This window comes from Pseudoalteromonas sp. S1650 (assembly GCF_005887195.1).
GTDB classification, from domain to species: Bacteria; Pseudomonadota; Gammaproteobacteria; order Enterobacterales; family Alteromonadaceae; genus Pseudoalteromonas; species Pseudoalteromonas simplex.
Window position 1 is genome coordinate 92,064 of sequence record NZ_PNDF01000016.1, and the last position, 25,184, is coordinate 117,247.

19 protein-coding genes are annotated in these 25,184 nt (G+C 38.7%); 8 read left to right on the forward strand and 11 right to left on the reverse strand.

Annotated elements, in window-relative coordinates:
- Positions 1–167: 167 nt before the first annotated feature.
- The 3 genes from CWB80_RS04615 to CWB80_RS04625 all read left to right on the forward strand — a co-directional run bounded on the left by CWB80_RS04615 (position 168) and on the right by CWB80_RS04625 (position 1,511).
- Entirely contained in the window at positions 168–350 is a 183-nt protein-coding gene (locus CWB80_RS04615) for a hypothetical protein (protein ID WP_062564539.1), read from the forward strand.
- Between the two features lie 83 nt (positions 351–433).
- Positions 434–1,018, forward strand: coding sequence for a hypothetical protein (locus CWB80_RS04620; RefSeq protein WP_138600517.1), 585 nt, complete (start codon positions 434–436; stop codon positions 1,016–1,018).
- Positions 1,019–1,130: 112 nt separating this feature from the next.
- Positions 1,131–1,511: a hypothetical protein gene (locus CWB80_RS04625; protein ID WP_138600519.1), complete on the forward strand. Its 381-nt coding sequence runs from the start codon at positions 1,131–1,133 to the stop codon at positions 1,509–1,511.
- Positions 1,512–1,523: 12 nt separating this feature from the next.
- Here the strand turns inward: CWB80_RS04625 and CWB80_RS04630 are convergent, their stop codons facing one another.
- Together CWB80_RS04630 and CWB80_RS04635 are read right to left on the reverse strand one after the other, a co-directional pair.
- A complete protein-coding gene (locus CWB80_RS04630; RefSeq protein WP_138600521.1) occupies positions 1,524–1,943 on the reverse strand; it encodes a hypothetical protein in 420 nt (139 codons plus the stop codon).
- 83 nt (positions 1,944–2,026) lie between these two features.
- The gene (locus CWB80_RS04635; protein WP_054551478.1) at positions 2,027–2,968 is read right to left on the reverse strand and encodes a sodium-dependent bicarbonate transport family permease; all 942 of its coding nucleotides are present in this window, start codon (positions 2,966–2,968) and stop codon (positions 2,027–2,029) included.
- 110 nt (positions 2,969–3,078) lie between these two features.
- On the opposite strand from CWB80_RS04635, the gene CWB80_RS04640 reads away from it, so the two are divergent.
- Positions 3,079–4,029 (forward strand): LysR family transcriptional regulator, encoded by a 951-nt coding sequence (locus CWB80_RS04640; protein WP_054551477.1) that lies wholly within the window; start codon positions 3,079–3,081, stop codon positions 4,027–4,029.
- 18 nt (positions 4,030–4,047) lie between these two features.
- Here CWB80_RS04640 and CWB80_RS04645 read toward each other — a convergent pair whose 3' ends face one another.
- The 3 genes from CWB80_RS04645 to CWB80_RS04655 all read right to left on the reverse strand — a co-directional run bounded on the left by CWB80_RS04645 (position 4,048) and on the right by CWB80_RS04655 (position 7,552).
- On the reverse strand, positions 4,048–5,190 hold the full coding sequence (locus CWB80_RS04645) for a GGDEF domain-containing protein (RefSeq protein ID WP_138600523.1): 1,143 nt from the start codon (positions 5,188–5,190) through the stop codon (positions 4,048–4,050).
- An 81-nt stretch (positions 5,191–5,271) separates the two neighbouring features.
- Positions 5,272–6,165, reverse strand: coding sequence for a TIGR01777 family oxidoreductase (locus CWB80_RS04650; protein WP_138600525.1), 894 nt, complete (start codon positions 6,163–6,165; stop codon positions 5,272–5,274).
- Between the two features lie 97 nt (positions 6,166–6,262).
- Positions 6,263–7,552, reverse strand: a complete 1,290-nt coding sequence (locus tag CWB80_RS04655; protein ID WP_138600527.1) for a diguanylate cyclase domain-containing protein — start codon at positions 7,550–7,552, stop codon at positions 6,263–6,265.
- Between the two features lie 203 nt (positions 7,553–7,755).
- On the opposite strand from CWB80_RS04655, the gene CWB80_RS04660 reads away from it, so the two are divergent.
- Together CWB80_RS04660 and CWB80_RS04665 are read left to right on the forward strand one after the other, a co-directional pair.
- Positions 7,756–14,070 carry a M4 family metallopeptidase gene (locus CWB80_RS04660; protein ID WP_138600529.1) on the forward strand — a complete coding sequence of 2,105 codons (6,315 nt, stop codon included), beginning with the start codon at positions 7,756–7,758 and terminating at the stop codon, positions 14,068–14,070.
- A gap of 159 nt (positions 14,071–14,229) precedes the next feature.
- The gene (locus tag CWB80_RS04665; RefSeq protein ID WP_138600531.1) at positions 14,230–16,248 is read left to right on the forward strand and encodes an ATP-binding protein; all 2,019 of its coding nucleotides are present in this window, start codon (positions 14,230–14,232) and stop codon (positions 16,246–16,248) included.
- 98 nt (positions 16,249–16,346) lie between these two features.
- Here CWB80_RS04665 and CWB80_RS04670 read toward each other — a convergent pair whose 3' ends face one another.
- Positions 16,347–18,569 (reverse strand): NADP-dependent isocitrate dehydrogenase, encoded by a 2,223-nt coding sequence (locus tag CWB80_RS04670; RefSeq protein WP_138600533.1) that lies wholly within the window; start codon positions 18,567–18,569, stop codon positions 16,347–16,349.
- A gap of 433 nt (positions 18,570–19,002) precedes the next feature.
- The gene (gene cspD, locus CWB80_RS04675; RefSeq protein WP_036968098.1) at positions 19,003–19,218 is read right to left on the reverse strand and encodes a cold shock domain-containing protein CspD; all 216 of its coding nucleotides are present in this window, start codon (positions 19,216–19,218) and stop codon (positions 19,003–19,005) included.
- Positions 19,219–19,427: 209 nt separating this feature from the next.
- On the opposite strand from cspD, the gene clpS reads away from it, so the two are divergent.
- Together clpS and clpA are read left to right on the forward strand one after the other, a co-directional pair.
- Positions 19,428–19,736, forward strand: coding sequence for an ATP-dependent Clp protease adapter ClpS (gene clpS, locus CWB80_RS04680; RefSeq protein WP_161804337.1), 309 nt, complete (start codon positions 19,428–19,430; stop codon positions 19,734–19,736).
- Between the two features lie 71 nt (positions 19,737–19,807).
- Positions 19,808–22,072: an ATP-dependent Clp protease ATP-binding subunit ClpA gene (gene clpA / locus CWB80_RS04685; protein ID WP_054551469.1), complete on the forward strand. Its 2,265-nt coding sequence runs from the start codon at positions 19,808–19,810 to the stop codon at positions 22,070–22,072.
- Positions 22,073–22,243: 171 nt separating this feature from the next.
- Here clpA and infA read toward each other — a convergent pair whose 3' ends face one another.
- The 4 genes from infA to trxB all read right to left on the reverse strand — a co-directional run bounded on the left by infA (position 22,244) and on the right by trxB (position 25,022).
- Positions 22,244–22,462, reverse strand: coding sequence for a translation initiation factor IF-1 (gene infA, locus CWB80_RS04690; RefSeq protein WP_002962494.1), 219 nt, complete (start codon positions 22,460–22,462; stop codon positions 22,244–22,246).
- Positions 22,463–22,552: 90 nt separating this feature from the next.
- A complete protein-coding gene (locus CWB80_RS04695; protein ID WP_054551468.1) occupies positions 22,553–23,257 on the reverse strand; it encodes an arginyltransferase in 705 nt (234 codons plus the stop codon).
- On the reverse strand, positions 23,250–23,966 hold the full coding sequence (gene aat, locus CWB80_RS04700) for a leucyl/phenylalanyl-tRNA--protein transferase (protein WP_138600535.1): 717 nt from the start codon (positions 23,964–23,966) through the stop codon (positions 23,250–23,252). The genes CWB80_RS04695 and aat overlap by 8 nt, the downstream gene beginning before the upstream one ends.
- Positions 23,967–24,071: 105 nt before the next feature.
- Positions 24,072–25,022: a thioredoxin-disulfide reductase gene (gene trxB, locus CWB80_RS04705; RefSeq protein ID WP_054551466.1), complete on the reverse strand. Its 951-nt coding sequence runs from the start codon at positions 25,020–25,022 to the stop codon at positions 24,072–24,074.
- Positions 25,023–25,184 lie beyond the last annotated feature (162 nt).

The window sequence follows — 25,184 nt, forward strand, 5'->3', positions numbered from 1 at the left end:
GATGCTGTTTAGTGGTCGTTTTATATACCTGTGCGGTATAAAAAATAGCCTAACGGCTAGGTTTTATGCTTATATAGGGTCTAGTCGTTAGTTTTTACCTAAATTTTTATTGTAGTGGCTCGGTATTTGCTAACGAAAGCTATCTTTAACAATGAAGGAACAAAAAAATGACTTTATCAGCTTTATTACTATCTACTTTAGCATTCGACGCAGCACCAGCTCCTAGCTTTGATACAACAAAACTTCAAGGTACTGGTGGAATCATTATTCTAAACCCGAAAAAGAAAAATCAAGAATTGCAGGGAACTGGTGGGATAATCATTCTTAACCCAAAGAAAAAAGAAAATTAATATAAAGTAAAGAAAACCAGCCAAGAGCTGGTTTTTTTTATGCTATAAGATTATGATTATGAACATCTTTAGTAGGATGATTCATGCAATATTTAGTCGAATTATACAATGAGTTGCTTGTAGCAACAGCTGTTCATAAAGTGTTTTCAGTGCAGGTAATCATTGCAATAAGTTATGCAGTTGCTTTAGTCCTATCATTTTATAGAGCCCTACGAAATAGAGAGCTTTTCAGTGATTTCTTATCAATAGCCGTGGTTGTGTTTAAATATCAGCTTACATCTCTACTTATGGAAAAAGTACTTATATACGTTCAAGAAACCGGTGAAAGTGGAATTGCTCAAAATGTTTATCTGAGTGTGGCTGGGATAAACCTCTTAAGTTTATATATCCTATACAAATTACATCAGCGATTCAGCTATAAGTATGGAGAGCTGTTTTTAAGTGTATTCAAGCTCACGATCGTAGTGACAATCGCACATTTAATTGTCTGGGTTAAGTTTGTTGTCTTAAACATTCAAGAAGAACACGCCTACATACACTACATGTATAGTTTTATTGTGCTCTACATTAGTATTGTCCTTGCTGTTGTAATGTTGTTTCCGGGTCTTTTGAAAACCAAATTAAAACTATTACTTAGTCCAAGCTGGCCGTTTGGAACAAAAAGTTAACATGAATTTATGATGTTTTTCAGTCCTATAACTTCATTTATAATGCTTTTTCCTGATGTATTGCGAACCAAGTTTGGGTGTATAGTAACATTTAGTTTACCGAGGGATCGTAATGCTTGAACTAATTTACATAGCCATTGTCGTTTTAGCCATCTTGCTTGTTGCAAGTACATGGTTGATTGCGCGCAAAAATATCTTTGAAGATCAAATCAGGTCTAAGTCTGTTGAGGTGGTTTGGTGCACGTTACAAGCTGAGCATGAAACAGATATCAGCAAAGCAATTAAACTATTTAATAAAGCTGAACAGTTAAAGAGTGAAATTGCCACCTTAATGGGTAATTCACCGCAAGCTGCAGACTTTAAGTTAGCAGAGCCTGTTGGGCTTGATAGTAATGAAATAAAAGAGTTATCGCTTGGGGAGCTGCAGCGCTACTACGATAAACAAAATAATATATCCGATATCTACGATAAAATGTACAAAGGTAAGAATTAGTAAAAAGCCAGGTTATTTAACCTGGCTTTGTATTTTGAGCTCATTTTTTATTTGTTTTAGCTGAATATCTGCAAGCTGACTAAGGGCTTCATGAGTGTGATTATCACCTTTAATTAGCCCTGCCATAGAAAGCTTTTTTATACTCTTAATAATACCGTTACTTACTGCTTGTAGTAACGCCCCATCAAGTGTCACTGTGGTTTGTTCGCTACCATTAAGTAGTGAATCAAAGCTAACTTCAGAAGCTTTAGCCACGTTATCAATTAGTTCATAAGGCACTGCAGCAATTTCAATACTTTGCTCGCAAAAACCTGATGTTAACGATAAGTGCCTTTCTAATTCAGCATAGTTTTGCACCTTACAAAGCGTACATATGCGCTTAAAAATATCACTCACATGCTGTTGCTCGGTGCTGAGCGTTTGATTAAACATAGCATGTCCTTGCGCTGCTTTTTTGTTTATATTAAACGACTTTTCAGAAGATCTCATTAATAAAGTTAAGGTGTGACCGTTTTTTAGCCCATAAATAATGCTATTTGATGATATAAGCCAATTCCTACTAATACATTGAAAGGAAAGGTAATGCCCAAAGAACATAACATAGCTAAACCAATGTCTGCATCGGGTATGGCTGCTTTAATCGCGGCAGGGGCTGCTATGTAAGAGGCACTTGCAACTAGGCTTGCTAGTATTACCACAGAGCCTAACTCTAGTTGTAATGCAGTACCAACGCAGACCCCGATTGCACCTAATAAATTTGGTGTTATAAGAGCAAATAATGCTAATCGCCATTGATGCCATGGAATAGGGCGCAGAGTTTGTGCAGCCATTAAACCCATTTCAAGTAGGAATAGTGCCAGCACAACTTTAAAGCTGTTCGTTAAGAGACTCGTTACTTGGCTCCCTTGTTGCGTCCCGTACATCATGCCAATAATTACACCACCAACTAGCAGAATGACACTTTTGTTAGTAAGTGTTTCATGCCAAAGTGCTTTTAGAGAAAGGTTTTGTCCAGAACCATTACCAAGGCGGCGATAGAGTAACAATCCAACAATAATCGCAGGTAACTCAAGCATTACTAAATACAGAGTGACTTCAGCACCTACATTAAGTGAATTCGATTCAGCATAGGCTAAAGCAACTGCAAATGTACCTGCGCTTACTGAGCCGTAATGGGCAGCAATACTTGCGCTATTAGCAACAGAGAGGTTTAGCAGTTTGTTTAAAATAGGAAACAGCATCAATGGTATTAAGCCACCAAGTAGTAATACAGCGCCCATTTCTGGTAGAAGTTGCCAATGCAAATTGCCATGCAGCACCATACCTCCTTTTAAGCCAATGGTGAGCATTAACAATAGGCTAAGAGTTTCATAGGTCGCTTGCGGAATTTTTAGGTCAGAGCGAAGTAATCCGGCAGTGAGTCCTAAAACAAAAAACATTACAACAATATCAGGCACTTTGTTCTCCTCTTGATTAAAAAGCGCCGCTATTCTAGATAAAAAATCACATAGTAAATAATAAAATAAATGATAATATCCTATAGGTTTTTATCTATGGGTTTGATTTTATGGATTTAAGGCATATTTCTTTTCGTTTACTCGAGGTATTCATGTGCGTTGTAAAAACACGCTCAATTAGTGAAACAGCAAGGCAATTACATTTAACGCAACCAACGGTATCGCAGCAAATTAAGCGCCTGCAAGAAACAGTCAATGAGCCATTAGTGATGGTTAATCAGCAGCGAATTCATGTTACTGAAGCGGGTTTTGCATTGTTTCAAACATGTCAGCAGGTGTTTGGTCACTTTGATGACTATCAAGATTATCTTGCTGAGCTTAGAGGTGGTGAGAGAGGGCGCTGTAAAATAGCCATGGTTAACACCGCGCAATATATCTTGCCTAAGTTACTTGGTCCGTATAGTAATTTACACCCTCATGTTGAGTTACCCCTTGAAATAGGTAACCGGGCTGAAGTGCTAGCCCGTTTTGAAAGAGGCGAAGACGATATTTATGTCTTTAGTCATCCACCTTCATTAGAACATGCAAAAGCAGGACGGTTTTTACAAAACCCATTAGTGTTTATTGCACCAACCAACCATGCGCTCGCGAGTCAGACTCAGGTCACATTACAAGACTTAGTATCTGAACGTTTTTTGCTTCGAGAGCCTGGTTCTGCCACACGAATGCTGTTTGAAAGTGAACTGCAAAGCAGAGGCTTTGTATTAAGCAACACAGTACAAATGGCAAGTAACGAAGCTATTCGGGTTGCGGTTGGTTCAGGAATGGGGCTAGGTGTTGTTTCTCGCCATGTATTGCCACCCCATGATACAAGTTTTTGTATGTTAGATGTAAAAGATGTCAATTTAGCTAGTCATTGGTATTTCGTGGTACGCACCGATCGCCATTTATCTCATGCGGCGCGTAGCTTTTTAAAATTTGCTCAATTGAATTTAGAACAATGTTTAAATAAACAGTGGGTCACTAATGAGCTAAACCTACTCAATGAAAGCTTAAATTAAAGATTCTAACTACCGCATTTAAAATGCCATAGTTACAACTTGATTTCGGCCATTTGACTTGGCTTTGTACAAACCTTTATCGGCTTCTGCGAGCAACTCATTGACATTATTGGTGCCCGATTTATGTGTAATAATACCGACACTGATCGTAAGCTTTAGAGCTTGGTTTTGATAAAAGAAACGATCGTTGTGTATCGCTAAACGAATTCGTTCAGATAGGCTTTCGCCTTGAGTTTGAGTGGTGCTAGGTAGTATGACTGCAAATTCTTCACCACCGATTCTGGCCACCAAATCGTGTTCACGTAGTTGGCTTTTAATCTTTTTTGCAACCCATTTGAGTGCTTCATCTCCTGTTTCGTGTCCATATTGGTCATTTACTTTTTTAAAGAAATCGATATCAATCATCAAAGCGCAGAGTTCAGTCAGGTTATGATTAGCTTGTTCTAAGTAGCTGTTACTAATTGTTATAAATGATCTACGGTTTAATAATCCAGTAAGTGGATCTCGATTTGCTAGATCGTTTAGTACTTGCTCTGATTCTAAAAACATCATTAATGGCCAGATCATGGCGGTTAGAGTGGTAATTATAATATGGCTTATCAGAATGACCGCGAGAATGTGAGTTAAATCAGTATCAATAATGTCTTGATAATCCGAAACTAAAAGCGAAAACTGTAAAAGCATAATTAACGCATGAATTACAAAGCATAGTTTTAGCAAAGCAAGATGCATGATGCGCTCAACCTGTAGTTTTCTGAGGGCAAAAGCAGCGTAGCTAAAGCATATGGCGATAATGGCCGTGGTGATTATTTGGTTTAACGGGGAGTCATGCACTGGCAGCAATATCAGCATGGATAGAGTCACTACAAATGCACAGGCTTTATGATATTTTTTATCTGACTGACTGAACGCATGGATCCCTAAAATTGCAGCTAAAGGCGCTGAAATAATGAGTAAATCAGCCAAGTAATGGGTAATTAAGGGGAAGTCGATAAAAACACGCAGAGATGCGGTGATCTGCGCAAATACGAAAAGTAAACACGAACTACCCAAATATAAATAGCTTGCTTGTTGTCTCAAGAAATATAAAGACAGTAGAAACGCCCCAATAATCACATTCAATAAAATTGAAATGCTGATTATGGTGGGTAAATGCATCATGATTTTCCCTGGATAATCACTCGACTAAAATCAAGTTAATTATTATGTATTAGTTGAATCTTATCAACCAGTACATTGTAACTATAATTTCAGACTTTCTAATGCGGGCTTCAATGTTGGGTAATGGAAGCGGAAATTGTGATTAAGTAATTTATTGGGAAGCACAAATTGACCATGAAGTAGAAGATCTGACATCTCTCCCATCATCAATTTGAGAACCCAACTAGGCATACGCAACATGGCAGGACGCGAAATTACATTCGCAAGTGTTTGACTAAATTCATTATTATCAACGGGGTTTGGCGCGGTGGCATTAATTGGTCCTTGAATTTCTTGATGTGAAAGCACAAAAAGAATGAGTTGGATCATGTCGTCAATATGGATCCACGACATCCCTTGACGACCATGACCTAAAGGGCCACCAAAACCAAACTTGAAAGCTGGCAACATTTTACCTAAAGCTCCCCCTTGTTTTGCTAAAACGATGCCTGTACGCAGCAAGCAAACGCGAGTTTGATCACCGTGCGCTTTCGTTGCGGCATGCTCCCAATCACGACAAAGGACATGGCTAAATTCAGGGTATATATCATTAAAGCTTTCATCGATTGGCTGGTTTTCTTGACGGCCATAAAAACCAATGGCACTGCCAGAAATGAATGTGTGAGGAGGGGACTCACTGCGGCTAATCGCTTTTGAGATTTGTTGGGTAAGATTAATCCGGCTATTAAGTAAAGTGCGCTTTTGCGATTCACTCCAACGTTTATTGACGATTGGCTCTCCTGCAAGATTAATGACAGCATCAATCTCTTCAAAATTGACTTCATCTAACGACTTAACTGTGTGTACCTGATGAGTTAGTATCACAGCAGCTTGTATCGGATTGCGTGTTAGCACAGTAACCTTGTGGTGATTAAGTAAGAAAGGGCACAAATGTCTACCAATGAGGCCTGTTCCACCTGTTAATAAAATATGCATAGTGCTACCTTAATTAAAATCTGTGTGTATTTTTTATACATACTGATGGGGCTTTTTGCAAATTTATACGTATAAAGCAGTAATTTAGATTAGTCTTCTAGCCGCGATTGTTGTGTATGTGATAACTATTCTTTGACTCATGCTTAGCGTGATACATTGCTTGGTCAGCGAGTTTAAGTAGATGTTGATGATTTAGGCTGTGATCAGGAGCGAGGGCTACTCCAATACTTAATGAAATATTTAATGTCAGCTGTTCGAGTACAAAAGGATTGTCAAAACGTGCTAATAAATGAGTGATCATCGCATTAACGTATCTGTATTTGGCAATATTATGTGTAATTATGACAAATTCATCTCCTCCATAACGATATACATCATCATCAGCTCTAACAGATGACGTAATTCGTTTTGCGGTTTCAATGAGAATTTGGTCACCAATTAAATGACCATACTCATCATTCAGTTTTTTGAATTTATTGATATCTATAAATATAACGGCCAGCTTACTGTCTTTAGAGCAAGTAGAAATGGCTTGCTTTAATGCAGGCTTTAGCTCTGTTCTATTTAAAACACCTGTAAGATGATCATGACTAGCTTGAAAATTTAACTTGCTCGTTCGTTTATAAACAATGTCACTCATGCGTGCAAAACGTTTTAACACAAAGCCAATTTCATCGTTGTAATTAATCGTCAACATTTTAGGTCTTTCGCCTTTTTCTAGTTGTTCAGTGTTTTGAATTAACAACTTAAGAGGTTTAAAAAGCCTTGAATTAATATAAAAAGCACAAAAAACTAACAAGGTCACTATTAGTGGTATTTGCAAAGTAACAAACCGAGTTATGAATAGTCTGTTTCTTTGGTAGTCAGCATTTTGCTGTTCTAGCTTGGCACGTTCAATATTTTGAAACAGTAAAATATGCTTGCGGATTTGGTCCATATACTGTTTCCCCTCATTCGTCAAAACAATCGCTTTTGCTTCTTCGATTGCATATGGCGTGTTTTGCATTACAAGTGTGACAGTTAACGCTAACTCCGCTAACTTTTTGTCGACTAGCTCATCTATTACTGCAAGTGTATTTTGTTGTTCGGGGTTACTTAGCGTTAGTCTATTGATGGCTAAAAAATGTTGTTTAACTTGTTCAAGTGCCGCGTAGTAGGGTTCTAAATAGTTCAGATCCTGCGTTAATAAATAACCACGTTGCCCGGTTTCTGCGTTCGTTATTTGATTGTAGAGCTTTTCTGATTCATCGAGCACATCATGAGTATGGATCACTGCCTCAAGCTTAGCCTGACCTTGTTTATCTAATACATAGATAATGAAGGTATTGGCTACCACCACTAAAAAAATGGTAGATAGCAAAAAGATGAATTTAATTCTCAGCGACATTGAAATAGCGACAGCCTAAAATTACTAACCTTTAATGATAAAGTATTGACTGAGATTGAGTATTTTACCAGTTTGAGTTTTGATATATGGATTCGAAATTTTAGCTAATTCATTAATGTGAGCTTAACAAATTGGTGCAGATTGTGTTTATTTTTGGTATTTTGGTCCCGATAATAAGTAAAAAATGTATTTAAGGAACTATTATGCATAAGGGATTAATTGCAGGTGCTGCAGTTTTTAGTATGTTCAGTGCATACTCTCTTCAAGCTGCAACAGTCGAAAGGGTAAGTCCATCTAACAAGCCTCAACTTCAAAACCTGTTGTTAATGAATCAGACTCTTCAAAAAAGCCAAATAAAAGGCTCTTATTTTGAAGAAATTACTTCTACTCACCAACACTCTAATAGTGTGTTAAGAAAAAGCTCATCAAATAAAATTCTGCAGCAGTATTACTCTGGTATTCCTATTTGGGGTCAGCAAATTCGTGTTCAAGAGAAGTCACAGCACATGAGTGGCTTTTTTGCGACCGGCATCAATGATGCGCAATTACAATTAAGAGCGAACAATCAATTTGATTTAGATACTGCAGTTAACGCAGTACTTGAAGCTGCTAAATTGTCATTAGACTTGCCATATAAGCTTATAAAATCAGAACGTTATATTTATGTTAAGGATGATAAAGCTCATTACGCATATTTAATTGAACTTGAAATTTTAAATGCCGAACATGAGTCAAAGCCTTCAGCTATCATCAGTGAAAATACTTATGAAGTGTATAAAGCGTGGAATAATATTAAGCACACACAGGCGATGGGTCCTGGGGGGAATGAGAAAGTTGGCCGTTATGAATATGGCGAAGATTATCCTGCCTTTGCAGTTTCTCAAGTAGGAGAAACGTGCTTTTTAGAGAATGATAAAGTGAAAACTGTTTCGATGGAGTCAGGCAGTGAGCCATCATCTGCGTTTTCATTCCCGTGTGATCGAAATACTCACAAAGAGGTCAATGGTGCCTATTCGCCTTTAAACGATGCGCATGCATTTGGTACCTCAGTGTTTGATATGTATGAGCAATGGTACAACACGGCGCCCCTGACCTTTAAATTATTACTGCGTGTTCACCAAGGAGATGGATGGGAAAACGCCACCTGGAATGGCTCTGCGATGAGTTTTGGTGATGGTGCTGATAGCTTTTACCCACTAGTATCTTTGGATATTGTATCGCACGAGGTAAGTCATGGTGTAACAGAACAAAATTCTAATTTATTTTATTTTGACCAATCAGGCGGGATAAATGAATCTTTTTCAGACATGGCTGGTGAAACTGCTGAATACTTTGTCAGAGGCACTACAGATTGGTTGTCGGGTGCCGACATCACAAAAAATAGAACTGCATTGCGTTATTTTGAAACACCGTCAAATGATGGTATTTCAATAGACCATGCATCAGAGTTTTATTCTGGCATTGATGTCCATTACAGTAGTGGTGTATTTAACAGAGCATTTTATTTACTTGCAAATAAGCCTGAGTGGGATCCGCGAAAAGCTTTTCAAATTATGCTTTACGCAAACCAAAATTATTGGGTTAATTCAACTGACTTTATTGATGGAGCATGTGGGGCAATAAACAGCGCCATAGATTTAGGTTATGCAGCAAATGATGTTGTTGATGTATTCAATACGGTAGGCGTTGTATGTAATAACATCCAATTTATTGATAATGATAACGATGAAATGGATGACAACTGGGAGCTGTTATATTCACTCGACTCATCAGACCCTACAGATGCAGCAGGTGATCTTGATGAAGATGGATTGAGCAACCTAGAAGAATACAGATTAAATTCGTTGCCTAATAATTCTGATACAGATGACGATGGCCTAACGGACTATCAAGAACATCATGAATATCAAACGAGCTTAACTAATCCAGATTCTGATAACGACAAAATGACAGATGGTTGGGAAGTCAATTTTACGTTAGATCCACTAGACAGTGCAGATGCACAAAGTGACTTAGATCAAGATAGCTTCACTAACCTAATTGAATTTTTATTAGGTTCAGACCCAACGGATGCTGATTCTACGCCTTCAATTCCTGCAACAATCTCTTTTAACTTTAACGATAATCTTGTTCCTGAAAGTTTTAATTTTACAGATCCTTCTACGCCATGGGTAACGTCACAAATAGATGAAAGCTATAGCTTCTCTTTGGCTAATAATGATATTGACGATAGTCAAGCAACTAGTTTTGAATACAGCTTTGTAACAGACCAGACTAAGTATTTAACTTTCATTTATAAACTTTCTACAGAAGCAGGTTTTGACCATTTTTATGTATACCTAAACGAGCAATTAATTGTTATTGATTCTGGTATTACCGATTGGCGCTCTTTCGAGCAGGTCATTCCTGTAGGCTTAAATACACTTAAATTCGCATATATTAAAGATGGTTCTGTATCATCAGGTTTAGATACTGTCTTCATTGATAACATTTATATCAGTAATGAGTTTGCTGATAATGATGGTGACTCAATACCTGACTCTTGGGAAGTTGTGCACGGCTTAGATCCTTCAAATCCAGATGATGCATTACTAGATAATGATAATGACGGTTTGAGTAATCTAAATGAGTTTTTAAATCAGGGAGACCCCAATAACCTTGATACAGATGGAGACCAAATTCCAGACGGCTGGGAATATGAGTATGGTCTAAATTTAACAGACTCTACTGATGCAATGCTTGATAGTGATAATGATGGATTTAGCAACTTTACCGAGTTTCAGTTACAAACTGATCCGCAGGATGCAGAGTCATTTCCAGAGCAATTGAATCTAACTAGTTCATTTGAAGATTCTAGACTACCTCAATGGTTTAACCATTCATCAGAGAACAACGCAGATTGGTACATTGATAATAGTTTTGCTACCGATGGTTCGCATAGCATTCGCTCTGGTAAAATCTCAGATAGTCAGATGAGCTCATTCAGTGCTACAGGTGTCTTCGTAGAAGCATACCTTGTATTTGACTATAAAATAGAATCTGAAGAATGTTGCGATTCTTTTGCGCTGAGAATTAATGGTTCAAATAGTGATATTGAGTGGATCGCTGGAACAAAGGAAGGGTCGGTAACTGTTAAAATCCCTGAAGGTATTAACGTTATTGAGTTTTCATATTCAAAAGATGGTTCAATATCTACAGGAGAGGATGCTGTTTGGCTAGATAATTTTAAGTTTATTTCTAAAACGAGCGATGCTGATACAGATAGTGATGGGCTGCCAGATTTTTGGGAAGTTGAAAATGGGCTTAATTTAACTGATGCTAATGATGCATCTTCTGACTACGATAATGACGCATTAACAGCTCTGCAAGAGTATGGTATTGGAACAGATCCTAGGCTTTCGGATAGTGATGGAGATGAACTTCCTGACGGTTACGAAGTAAATGTACTTATGACCTCACCGATTAATGCAAATGTTACTGGTGCTGATTTGGATGAAGATGGTTATACAGACGTACAAGAGTATTATGCACAAAGCTCGCCTTCAGAATACGCTTCAACGCCTTCAGCAATTAATAACCTTTTCGAAAGCTTTGAAAGTGCAGGATTACCTAACCGCTTTACGGTGTTAGCAGCAAATAATGTTGACTGGATTTCAAGTGATACTTGGTCTTCTAACGGAGTGAATAGCCTTTCTTTCAATCCTAAGTTTGATGGCGAAAATTATACAGAAGTAAATGCAGGTTTTGCTATTGCTGGCTTGTTTGAGCAGGGTTTTATCACAATTGACTATAGAGTTAACAAATATGACCGCTTTAATGTTCAACTAAACAACGAAAACATTCACGTTCAATATAATGAGTCTCGTTTACTAATACCTGTCACTGATGGCTTCAACGTCATTAAATTTAATCTAGTTGATGCTGATTTTTACCGCTATGACCCATTCTTTATTGATAGAGTTATGTGGGTTTCAGAGGTTGACACTCGTTTAGACAGCGACAATGACGGCATTCCAGATTTCTGGGAGTATCAATTTGGCTTAAATGTCCTCGACTCATTCGATGCAAGTCAAGATTTAGACAGAGATGGTTTGGCTAACATAACTGAATTTGAAATAGGGTCAAACCCAACAGCTGAAGATACTGATTCAGATGGTGTGGTTGATAGTGAGGATAGTCATCCAGATGATCCAAATTTAGGAGAAAATTTACCACCTGTTTTCTCTGATTTGACAGCTGTGACAATTGAAGGTGTCTATGAAAACACATCTATTCCTAGAAGTCTTTATCCTGAGGTTACTGATAACAATAGAGCAGCAGTTGAGGTATACCCTTTATCTAGAACGCTAGTTTATGGCGAGAATCAAGTAACTTGGGTCGCTGAAGATATTGCAGGGAATAGCGCAAGAGCTGTGCAAACATTCTTTGTTACTGATACGACGGCTCCAACCATCCGAAACGATGTCGTCGCTATGAACGGCGAATTTACTGAAGAGCAATTGTTTGAAACCTTGCTAGAGCAGTTTATTGTTTTTGATAGGGTATCAGGCATTAAAGAAATAACTGTCGGATCAGGGCTAGATATAGAATTTGAATCAGGGCGTTACTCTTTAGATATTACGGCAAGCGATAATGCAGGTAATACAGCCTCAGGCACAATAAACCTACATATAAATCCTCGTATTGATATTCAGCCTTATACCTATGCTTATCGAAATGCTCTGCCCGTCGTTGCGCTTAATGTAAGAGGTAAACCGTTAAATGGCTACTTGGGCTTGAATTTAACTGCTGGCAATTATAGCCACTATTTTAGTGACTACAGTATCGAAGGGATCAAGAATGTAGTATTAGGAAATACGCTTGACTCGTCAGTTGATTCAATTGAACTTGAAGTATATGACGGCGGTTATACAGGTGAGTTTAGTAAATCTGAAATAATTCATTTAGATGAAGATGCTCCACGTACTATCAGTGCCACTTATAAACAAAATGGTAAGAAAATGGCAAGTTTGGTCAAAGGGAATAGCGCCGAACTTTATATACAAGTATATGGCTTTTCAAATTATGAAAGTTTAGAGCTAAAAGTAACATTATTATCTGCTGAACAAGTCATCAATGAAGTTGACGTGTATATGTATGACACATCAATTTGGAGTGGCTATTTTGGTATTGAAGATGCTTGGCAAGGAGACATTACCTTACAGTATGACATTTTACAAAATGGAGAGTCGGTTCTGACGAAAACTGAGACTGTGCCATTGATTAATCATGTTACCTTTGATGATGAAAGCGTCGACACCGATGGTGATAATATCCCTGATAGCATAGAGTGGATAGGCGACAGTGATGGTGATGGGATTGTTGATTTCTTAGATAATTCAGCAAACACCTCGAAAGGGGTACTCGCATCTGACTCTTATGTATATACGAACAATGTTTTCCATATCATCAGAGCAGGTGACGTTATTCGCACTCACAGTGAGCACTTCATAGAAAATATGAATGTCTCTGAGGGCCAACTGCTTGATGCCTTCACCGAGATGAGGGTTGAAGATCCTCATTTCCAATTGAAGAGTGACATGATAAACATCAATGTTGAGCTCGCTCAGCGTACAGAATCAGTAGACCTTGCTTTACCAATGCTCGAAAACGCTTTATTAAGCGATGAGCTACAAGCACGCGTACTAACGTTAAATGGTTGGAAATCGGTAGAGATAATTGAAAACAGCGAGTTTAGTGCTGAGTGCAGCAATTGTTCAGTGATTAGGATTGAAGATGGTAGTGAGTTTGACTTAGACGGCGAGAAAAATGGTTTTGTTGAGGTTGTCGCAAAACTTGCCCAAGAAAGTCTTAATAGCGCACCGACATTGTCTCTTATTATTCCTGAAACGATAGAAGAGCTGCATACTTTCGTTTTAGATGCGTCAGGCACGTCAGATAGCGACGCAGATGAGCTAACGTATCACTGGTCTATTTCAATACCTGAAGTTACTATCGAAAACCAAAATGAAAGTATAGCAATCTTAAAAGTGTCAGAGCTAATAGAGTCAAAGCAAGGGACAATTTCTTTAACCATTAACGATGGTTATGAGGAATTTGTTCATGAACAATCTGTTCTATTCGTGCATGTAAACCAATTGCCAACTCTTGAACTTGCTAGTAGTTATACAGTTAATGAGAATGCAGACGGTGTAATTACCGTTTCTGCGACAGATAAGGAATCACAGTCGTTAACTTACAATTGGACGCAAACGCAAGGTCTTCAAGCTGATATTCTTCAATCGAATTCGGCAACGTTAAAATTCAAATCTCCAGCTGTTTCAGAGGATTCATTGCTCAAATTCAAAGTAGCAGTTTCGGATGGGGAAGGAACTACAGAACAATCGATAGATGTTACTGTTAAAAATGTACCTACTACTAGCAATAGTGATAAAGCTGAATCTAGTAGCGGTGGCGTTTTTGTATTTCTCATTGCTTTGTTACCTTTTGTTTATAGAAGGCGACTATACAGAGATTAAAATAGCGAAAAAAGCCCCTTTTAAGGGGCTTTTTTAATAGGAGCAAGTCATTATAAATAATTTAAATACAGTCATAAATTATGATTACTACTGTTGTTATTTGAAATTCTTGGTATGCTTATTAAAGCAAAATAAAATTCGTGTAACTAGGGAGCTAGGTTGAACTTTCTGCGCCAATTTCACAACATCGTATCTGATCAAAATACTGACTTCTCAGAGAAAATAACTGAGTTACTAAAATTTGGTCTAGATGTATTTAATCTTGATTTTGCGATAATTAGTCGTGTAGAAAATAATGTTTACACGGTCATACACGTAATTGCTCCAGATGATGCAATTGCTGTTGGTACTCAGTTTGAACTATCGGGTACGTATTGCACCCATACGCTCACAGCGAATAAAGCGATATCTTTTCATCAAGCCTCTAAAAGTACTATTGCAGAGCATCCGTGTTATCTGAATTTCAAACTTGAATCTTATATTGGCGCACCTATTTTTGTAGGTAATAAAGTCTTTGGTACTCTTAACTTTTCTGCACCGCAAGCTTCACCGCCTTTTAATGATGATGCCCATGATTATGTTGAGCTTTTTGCGCAATGGCTTGGAAATGAGTTTGCACGAAATTCAGCATCAAAAAAATTAATAAAAAAGAACTCTATGCTTGCTCAAGTTGAGAAAGTTGCGAAGATTGGTTCATGGGAGTTAGATCTTGCATCAAATCGCCTTTATTGGAGTAAACAAACAAAAGCGATCCATGAGGTGCCAGAAGATTTTACTCCCTTACTTGATAATGCCATAGAATATTACAAAAAAGGGCCAAGTAGGGATGCCATTGAGCTTGCTGTGAAAGAAGCTATTGAAGATGGAAAACAGTGGAATATCGAAATTGAATTGATCACAGCGAAAGGTAAACCTATATGGGTATCCACTTTTGGTGAACCTGAATTCAAAAACGGAAAGTGCGTAAGATTAATAGGTACATTTCAAGATATTACTAAATCGGTATTATTGCGAGAAGAACTTAAAAAGCAAAAGGCAGACGCAGAACGCACCTTAGAGGATCGTAGTATTTTACTTGCAAAAATAAGTCATGAATTACGTACTCCGTTGAATGGTATAACTGGCATGTTGACGACTTTGCTTTATGAGAAATCTGAGCAAAAGCGTGAAGAGAAGTTGAAAGTTGCGCTTCGTAGCGCCGATATATTGCTTAATATTATTAATGAAGTTCTCGATTTTTCGAAAATTAACCATGGAGAGCTGAAACTAGAGCCATGTCATTTCTTGTTAAAGACAATTTTTGTTGACCTTGCTTCGTTATATTTACCGCTATACCAAGAAAAGAACTTAAATTTTGAAGTTGATATTGATATCAGTGATAAGTGCTGGACTTACTGTGATAACACGCGGATCACCCAAATAGTGTCTAACTTGTTAAGCAACGCATTAAAATTTACTGAGCAAGGTGATATTAAATTGCGCGCTGTCGCACAGCAACAAGGTGATGATGTGCTTCTAAATCTGCGGGTAAGTGATAGTGGTGTCGGCATGTCAAAATCTTTTATGAAGTCACTATTCTCTCCCTTTACACAAGAAGTAAACAAAGAGCGTAAAAAAGGTGGTACAGGGCTTGGCCTTGCAATAGTTAAGGAACTTATTGACTACATGGGCGGCTCTATTAAAGTTACTAGCGAATACGGCAAAGGAAGTTGTTTTGATATTCAATTAACTTTAAAAAGGGGAGTAGCTCAGACGTCTGACCTTATTACTGCCGCAAATATTGACTTTTCAACCTTGCCATTGTCGATACTTGTTGTTGATGATAATCAAATTAATCGTTTTGTTCTAAAAGCCCATTTAGAAAAGTTAGGTTTAACTGCCGATTATGCATGCGATGGTATTGATGCGATAAATAAGTGCAAACAAAATAACTACAATCTAATATTTATGGATTGTGTAATGCCTGAAATGGATGGTATTGAAGCAACTAGTATTTTAAGAGAAGAACTAATTTGCCCGGTACATAAAACTTACATAGTTGCTTTGACAGCTAATACTTCAGCCGATGATAAGGCTGCATGTAAGCGAGCTGGTATGGACTTGTTTGTTTCTAAACCTGTTAAAAATACAGCCATAGAACAAGCTATTATTTCAGCAAAAGAGCACTTATTTATGTAATGTTTTTTCTAATTAACCTCACTAAATGGCTCCCGATCAGAGTCCAATAAAAAAGGGTTATCAAATTGATAACCCTTTTTCGTAAGCTTAGTTTGAGATTAAACTAACTTTGCTAATATATCATTAAATGTAGAGCTTGGGCGCATCGCTTTGAATGCTAACTCATCATTTGGTTGGAAGTAACCACCAACACTCATAGCAGGACCTTGTGCATCGTTTAATTCAGCAACGATTTGGTCTTTTTGAGACTCAAGATCAGCAGCAATTTGCGTGAACTGTGCTTTTAATTCCGCGTCATCATTTTGTGCAGCAAGTTCTTGTGCCCAGAATAATGAAAGGAAGAAGTGCGAACCACGGTTATCAATCTCTTTCACTTTACGTGAAGGTGATTTGTTTTCCGCTAGGAAAGTACCTGTCGCTTTATCAAGCGTATCAGCAAGTACTTGCGCTTTCTTATTACCAGCATTAACTGCTAAGTGCTCTAAAGAAGCTGCTAGTGCTAAGAATTCACCTAATGAATCCCAACGTAAGTGGTTTTCTTTTTCGAATTGTTGAACGTGCTTAGGCGCAGAACCACCGGCACCTGTTTCGAATAAACCACCACCATTCATAAGTGGTACGATTGAAAGCATTTTAGCACTTGTACCAAGCTCAAGGATTGGGAATAAGTCAGTTAGGTAGTCACGTAGTACGTTACCAGTTACTGAAATAGTGTCTTTACCTTCTTTGATACGCTCTAAAGAGAATTTAGTTGCTTCAACAGGTGCTAAAATGTGGATTTCAAGACCATCAGTATCGTGGTTTGGCAGATACGCGTTAACTTTTTTGATTAACTCAGCATCGTGTGCACGGTTTTCGTCTAACCAGAAAACTGCTGGCGTGCCCGTTGCGCGAGCGCGGTTAACAGCAAGTTTAACCCAATCTTGAATTGGTGCATCTTTAACCTGACACATACGCCAGATATCGCCTTGCTCAACAGCATGCTCAAGTAAAGTTGTACCAGCTGTGTCTACAACACGGATTGTACCAGCTGCTGCTACTTCGAACGTTTTGTCGTGTGAACCATACTCTTCAGCTTTTTGAGCCATAAGACCAACGTTAGGTACGCTACCCATAGTAGTTGGATCGAATGCACCGTTTTCTTTACAGAAATCGATAGTTGCTTGGTAAACACCTGAGTAACAACGATCTGGAATGACAAAGCTCGTGTCTTGTAATTTACCTTCGCTATTCCACATTTGGCCGCTAGAACGGATTGCAGCAGGCATTGATGCATCGATGATCACATCACTTGGTACGTGAAGGTTCGTGATACCACGGTCAGAATCAACCATTGCAATAGCAGGGTTGTTGTCGTATACCGCTTGGATATCCGCTTCGATTTCAGCTTTTTTAGCTGCATCTAGGCTTTCAATTTTTGAGAATACATCACCAAAGCCGTTGTTTACGTCAACATCTAGCTCTTTGAAAAGATCAGCGTGTTTTGTGAAAACGTCTTTGAAGAAAACTTTTACAGCGTGACCGAAGATGATTGGGTCAGACACTTTCATCATCGTTGCTTTCATATGTAATGAGAACAACACGCCTTTGTCTTTTGCTGCTTGAATTTCTTTTGCAAGGAAAGCTTGAAGCTTAGCAGCACTCATACGCGAAGCGTCAATTACTTCACCTGCTAGTAATGGTGTGCTTGCTTTAAGAGCTGTGATGTCACCATTTTCAGCAACATGCTCGATACGTACGTCAGTTGCTTGTGCAACAGTGACTGATTGCTCTGAACCGAAAAAGTCACCGTCTTCCATGCTAGCAACGTAAGACTTTGAATCTTTGCTCCATGCACCCATTGAGTGTGGATTGTTACGCGCATATTCTTTTACTGAACCAGGAGCACGACGGTCAGAGTTACCTTCACGAAGTACAGGGTTTACAGCAGAACCTTTGATTTTGTCGTAAGTTGCTTTAACTTTCTTTTCTTCATCAGTTTTTGGCTCTGAAGGGTAGTCAGGTAATGCGTAACCTTTTTCTTGTAACTCTTTGATTACTGCACGTAGCTGAGGGATAGAAGCACTGATATTAGGTAGTTTGATAATGTTAGCTTCAGGTGTTTTAGCCATTTCACCTAATTCTGCAAGTGCATCATCAATACGTTGATCTTCAGTTAAGTACTCAGGGAAGTTTGCAATTACACGACCCGCTAATGAAATATCGCGAGTTTCAACTTCAACACCAGCAGCGTTTGTATACGCTTGGATGATTGGTAACAATGAATACGTCGCAAGAGCTGGCGCTTCATCTGTTTTAGTATAGATAATTTTTGATGTCATCATCATTCCTAGATAGTTGGCGTAATGTTTGGTAATGACTGCTAACAGTAACCCTTAATTAGCCATATTCAACAATGCAATAGATAGCTTTGAATTACCAAGCTTTAGGTGCCTTGATAAAACAACAGCAAGCAGTCTGTTAGCTGTTGCCACTCAATACAAAGTATTAAAATAACCACAGCTGACAGACTGTAAAATTCTTATAGCTCAAATAAGCAAATCATGAAATTAGCCAAAAGCCTTACGTCAAAATGACGAAAAAGCTAAATTTAAGCAACAAGAGTGTAACAAGCTTGGCTCTAAAGGGCTAATAACAATTAATCAATTGGGGTAAACAAATGGAATTTCAAGGTAAGTGTAAGGATAAATTTTAGTGGAAGAGTAAGCGAGGAACTTAACAAGGTCGCTCGCTTGATACTCGCATAGGTTTTACCTAAGAGATTTCATCGTTAGGCGCAATATTCGTTGCGTGTAACCCTTTTGGACCTTGTTGCAATTCGAATGTTACATCTTGACCAGCTTTAAGTGTTTTATAACCGTCCATTACAATCGTTGAGTAATGAGCGAAGATATCAGTCTCGCTGCCGTCTTCTACGATGAAGCCAAAACCTTTGGCATTGTTGAACCATTTGACTTTTCCACAAGCCATACTTCTACATCCTTCTATAAGTTGACTAATTTAGTTATTCTAAACCGTGTAATTTGCTAGACTGACTAATGATTAATCAATCTATATTTGACTGTAGTTTATTTAGCCAGTCAGTCAAGTGTTTTAGACTATTTTTTAACAATTTATTTATTTTTTTATTCAAGTTTGCTTGAGTTCTAAAGACAAGACTATATTTAATTATGAGTGGCATGAAAGATTCTGGTGTTATTGAAACGGTTCGCGATAGTGAAAAGCAAAAATTGCAACCACCGCGAAAATATAAGGTCATTTTAAATAATGATGATTACACGCCTATGGACTTTGTGATAGAAGTACTAATGACGTTTTTTAATATGGATAGCGATAGAGCAACAGATGTGATGCTTCAAGTTCATCATAATGGTAAAGCGATATGCGGTGTTTACAGCGCCGATGTAGCTCATACCAAAGCTGAACAAGTTAATCGTTACGCACGAGACAACGAGCATCCACTGCTATGTAGTTGTGAGCAGGAATAAATACCAAGGTAGGGTGAACTAATTAGCCCGTCACAACGGTATATAAATATTATCTCAGTAAGGGGTTGCCAATGCTAAACAAAGACTTAGAACTAACCTTAAATGCGGCGTTTCGCGAAGCGAGAACACGTCGTCATGAATTTATGACCGTCGAGCATCTTTTACTTGCACTGCTCGATAACCCTTCTGCTGGGGAAGCGCTTAACGCCTGCGGCGTAGATATGGGCGCATTAAAAGTCGAATTATCAGATTTTATTGACGAAACAACGCCGGTTATTCCTGATCTTGAGGAAGACAGGGAAACACAACCGACGTTAGGTTTTCAGCGCGTTTTGCAGCGCGCTGTATTTCATGTGCAATCATCTGGCAAGAACGAAGTAACTGGCGTTAATGTGCTAGTGGCAATTTTTTCTGAGCAAGAAAGCCAAGCTGTTTATTTACTTAAAAAATCAGATGTTAATCGTTTAGATATTGTTAACTTCATTTCGCATGGCATTTCTAAAACAGATGATGATATCGGCGGTGAAGATCACGATGACATTCATGAAGAAGTGCAAGAAGTGCAAGGTGAAGAGCCGACTAAGCTTGAAAACTTTACGACTAACCTGAATCAGCAAGCGATTGATGGCAATATTGACCCATTAGTGGGTCGCGACAACGAAGTTGAACGCACTGTACAAGTGTTATGTCGTCGTAAGAAAAATAACCCGCTCTTGGTTGGTGAAGCCGGTGTGGGTAAAACAGCCATTGCTGAAGGCCTAGCTTATCGTATTGTAAATAAAGAAGTGCCTGAAGTGATTGCCGATGCAGTTGTTTACTCACTAGACATGGGCGCATTATTAGCGGGTACCAAATACCGTGGTGATTTTGAAAAACGTTTTAAATCGCTGCTTAAAGAGTTACAAGCTAAACCAGGTTCAATTTTATTTATTGATGAAATTCATACCATCATTGGTGCCGGTGCAGCATCGGGTGGCGTAATGGATGCATCGAACCTAATTAAACCGCTACTTTCAAGCGGTAAGCTACGCTGCATGGGCTCAACTACTTATAACGAGTTCAAGAATATCTTTGAAAAAGACCGTGCGTTAGTGCGTCGTTTCCAAAAAATTGATGTGCTTGAGCCAAGTGTTGCCGATACCACGAAAATACTTAACGGTTTAAAAGAGCGTTACGAAGAGCATCATGGTATTCGTTATACACAAAAGGCATTGAAAGCAGCAGCAGAACTTAGTGCTAAATACATTAATGAACGTCACTTACCAGACAAGGCTATTGATGTTATTGATGAGGCTGGTGCTAATCAACGTTTACAGCCAGTTTCTAAACGTAAGAAAACAATTGGCGTGGCTGATATCGAGCTAATTGTATCTAAGATGGCGCGTATCCCTCAGCAAAGCGTTTCATCAAGCGATAAAGAAACACTTAAAAACCTTGATCGTAACCTGAAGATGCTAGTGTTTGGTCAAGACCAATCAATCGATGCGTTGACTTCAGCAATTCGCTTATCACGCTCAGGTCTTGCTAACGAAGATAAACCAGTGGGTTCGTTCTTATTTGCAGGCCCAACAGGAGTTGGTAAAACAGAAGTTACTAAGCAGCTTGCTAAGTGTATGGGTGTTGAGTTTATTCGTTTTGATATGTCTGAATATGTTGAACGTCATGCGGTCAGTCGTCTAATTGGTGCACCTCCTGGCTATGTAGGTTTTGAGCAAGGTGGTTTATTAACTGAAGCGGTAATTAAAAATCCGCATGCAGTTGTACTACTAGACGAAATTGAAAAAGCACATTCAGATATTTACAACATTCTACTGCAAGTAATGGATCACGGTACACTTACTGATAATAACGGTCGTAAAGCCGATTTCAGAAATGTAGTATTGGTGATGACGACGAATGCGGGTGTTCAAGAGACTGTACGTAAGTCAATTGGCTTTACTGAGCAAGATCATTCTCATGATGCGATGAGTGAAATCAACAAAGTGTTTTCACCTGAGTTTAGAAACCGTTTAGATAATATCATTTGGTTTAATCACCTTGAGAAAGAGATTATCTTGCAAGTGGTTGATAAGTTCATTGTTGAGTTACAAGCGCAACTTGATAAGAAGTCGGTTAATCTTGAGCTTACATCCAAAGCAAGAGAGTGGTTGGCAGATAAAGGCTACGATAAAGCAATGGGCGCACGTCCGATGGCACGTGTTATCCAAGATGAGCTTAAAAAGCCGCTGGCAAATGCAATCTTGTTTGGTGAGCTAGCCGATGGTGGTTCAGTCAAGGTTTCGATTAAGGACAAGAAAATCCACTTTGATTTTGAGACTAGCTTAGAAACGGCTTAATTTATCAAGCTGAAACAAAAAGCCCAGCAATTGCTGGGCTTTTTGTTTATTAAATGGAATTAAAACTAAGTTAGTTTGAACACCATTTAACAAACGCTTTTAGCTCTTTGTAATAAACACACCTGCTCATTCAAAGCAGCAAAAAGCTAAATCTCTCGTTAACGCACTAACTTAGCGAGCACGGAATACGATGCGACCTTTCGATAAATCGTAAGGAGTCATTTCTACGGTTACTTTGTCACCAGTTAAGATGCGGATGTAGTTTTTGCGCATTTTACCAGAGATATGAGCCACAACAACGTGACCATTTTCTAGCTCAACTCGGAACATTGTATTTGGTAAAGTATCAAGGACCGTACCTTGCATTTCGATTACGTCTTCTTTCGCCATGTTTAGCGTAACACCTCTTTAATAGTTAAACGCTGCAGATTTTGCCGAAAATACTGCAATAAGTAAAGCTACAGGGCTCAATTTTGTAAATTAAATCGCCAACCACTCGTCGCCAATGTGCTTTTGTGCAGGCAAAAATTGGGTTTTATATTTCATTTTAGTGCATTCGTCGATTTGGTAGCCTAAATAGACAAATTGTTTTGCTTGTTGTTTTGCAAATTTAATTTGTTCCATGATCATGATGCTACCAATACTGTATTGCTCATAGTCGGGATCAAAAAAGGTATAAATCGCTGATAGGGCATTGGTCATACAGTCGGTTACCGCAACGGCAACTAACTTATCGCCATCTCTTAACTCTATAAATGTAACGGGTAGCCACTGGCAAAACAAAAAGCTTTCGTACTGACTTTGGTCAGGCGGAAACATTGAACCATCTTGATGTCTTTGCGTGATGTATTTGCAATATAACGGGTAGTATTCTGCGCGTTCGTACTCACTATAACTGACCGTGAAAACCTTATTTGCTTTATTTAATTTGCGCTTTTGCGATTTTGAAGGAGTAAATTGTTGGGCTAAAACGCGCACTGAATTACAGGCATTACAAATAGGGCAATGTGGACGATAGATTTGGTCGCCACTGCGTCTAAAGCCTAATGCTAATAATTGTTCAAATTTATCAGGGCAATAACAACTCGGATCAAGTATAACAAGTAGTTGTTCCTGACGGTCGGGTAAATAACTGCAATCAAATTGCTGGCTTAAACCAAGCCTAGCGGGTAAGTGCTCAGTCATAAATATTAATCAACTCTTGCGGTTGCCACATATCTTTTTTAGGCACATAACTGTGTGCTAATTTAAGTCTAGTTAAAAATTCTCTACGTGGGATAACTTTTGCACCTAAAGTGATTAAATAAGGGTTTTCTAGTTGGCAATCAATAAAATGGGCTTGATGTTTGTTAAGCCAATTAACTAATGCCCACATCGCCAGTTTCGAACCATTACTGACTTGATGGAACATTGATTCACCACAAAAAATACCGTTTTGCATAATGCCATAGAGGCCAGCTACCAGTTCATCTTCATGCCAAATCTCAAGACTGTGTGCTAACCCCTGATGGTGCGCTTCAATATAGGCATGCATCATTTGTTCAGTGATCCAGGTACCCTCTGCATCGATACGTTGCTCTCGACAGGCATTGATAACGTGGGCAAATGCGTGATTTATGGTGACGCGAACAGGAAAGCGCTTTAAATGCTTTTTTAAGCTGCGACTGACATGAAATTCATTTAGCTCAATAACACCACGCACGCTAGGTGACCACCACATAATGGGCTCATAGTCACTAAACCAAGGAAAAATACCGGTGTTGTAGGCATTTTTAATGCGCTCAACTGATAAATCCCCGCCAATTGCCAACAGGCCATCCGGTTCATCAAGGGCGAGTTCTGGGTCTGGAAAATCAACAGTCTCGGGCGAGAGTTGGTATAGTTGCTTGATCATATCAGCGTATCGTTGTTATTTGCTCTGATTTTAACAAAAATTTAGCTATAAAAAAGGGGCTGTTTTACAACAGCCCCCAGTATTTAGTGCTTTAGATCAACTAATTTATAGGTTATCTAAAAAGCGTTCAGCATCAAGTGCAGCCATACAGCCAGTACCTGCTGATGTGATTGCTTGGCGATAAATGTGATCAGACACGTCACCTGCAGCAAATACACCTGGTACACTTGTTTGTGTTGCGTTACCGTTTAAACCAGATTGAACGACTAAATAGCCGTCTTTCATTTCTAGCTGGCCTTCAAACATGTCAGTGTTTGGCTTGTGGCCAATTGCAATGAATACACCGGCAAGATCTAAGTTTTCTGTTTCTTCAGAATCAGTTGCTTTAATACGGATGCCAGTAACGCCCATTTCATCACCAAGCACTTCATCTAATGTGCGGTTGTAATGTAAAACAACGTTACCGTTTTCAGCTTTTTCTTTTAAACGATCAGCTAAGATCTTCTCACTGCGGAAGCTGTCACGACGGTGGATAACGTGAACTTCATCAGCAATATTTGATAAGTAAAGTGCTTCTTCAACAGCAGTGTTACCACCGCCTACAACCGCTACTTTTTGACCACGGTAGAAGAAACCATCACAGGTTGCGCAAGCAGAAACACCACGACCTTGGAAGTTAGTTTCTGATTCTAAACCTAAGTATTTAGCTGACGCGCCAGTTGCAATAATTAATGCATCACATGTATATGTGCCAGAGTCACCAGTTAAAGTGAAAGGGCGTTTTGAAACATCAACTTTATTAATGTGATCAAAAACGATTTCAGTTTCGAAACGTTCAGCATGCTCTTTCATACGGTCCATTAATGCAGGACCTGTTAAACCGTGTGCATCGCCAGGCCAGTTTTCAACTTCAGTAGTTGTCGTTAATTGACCACCTTGCTGAATACCAGTGATAAGAACAGGGTTAAGGTTAGCACGGGCTGCGTATACCGCTGCCGTGTAGCCCGCAGGGCCAGAACCTAAGATTAATAGTTTACAGTGTTTTGCGTCACTCATGGTTTTTCCTAAAAACGTTTCAATACGATGTCTATGCGCCCGATTCTAAGAAAAACAAGGCGGAAGTAAACAAAAGCCCCGATTATTTTTTTAGTCAAATTGCGAAGCTGTCAAATAATCCTTACTTAATGCAATTTAAACACCTATTTTTGTTCATAAAAC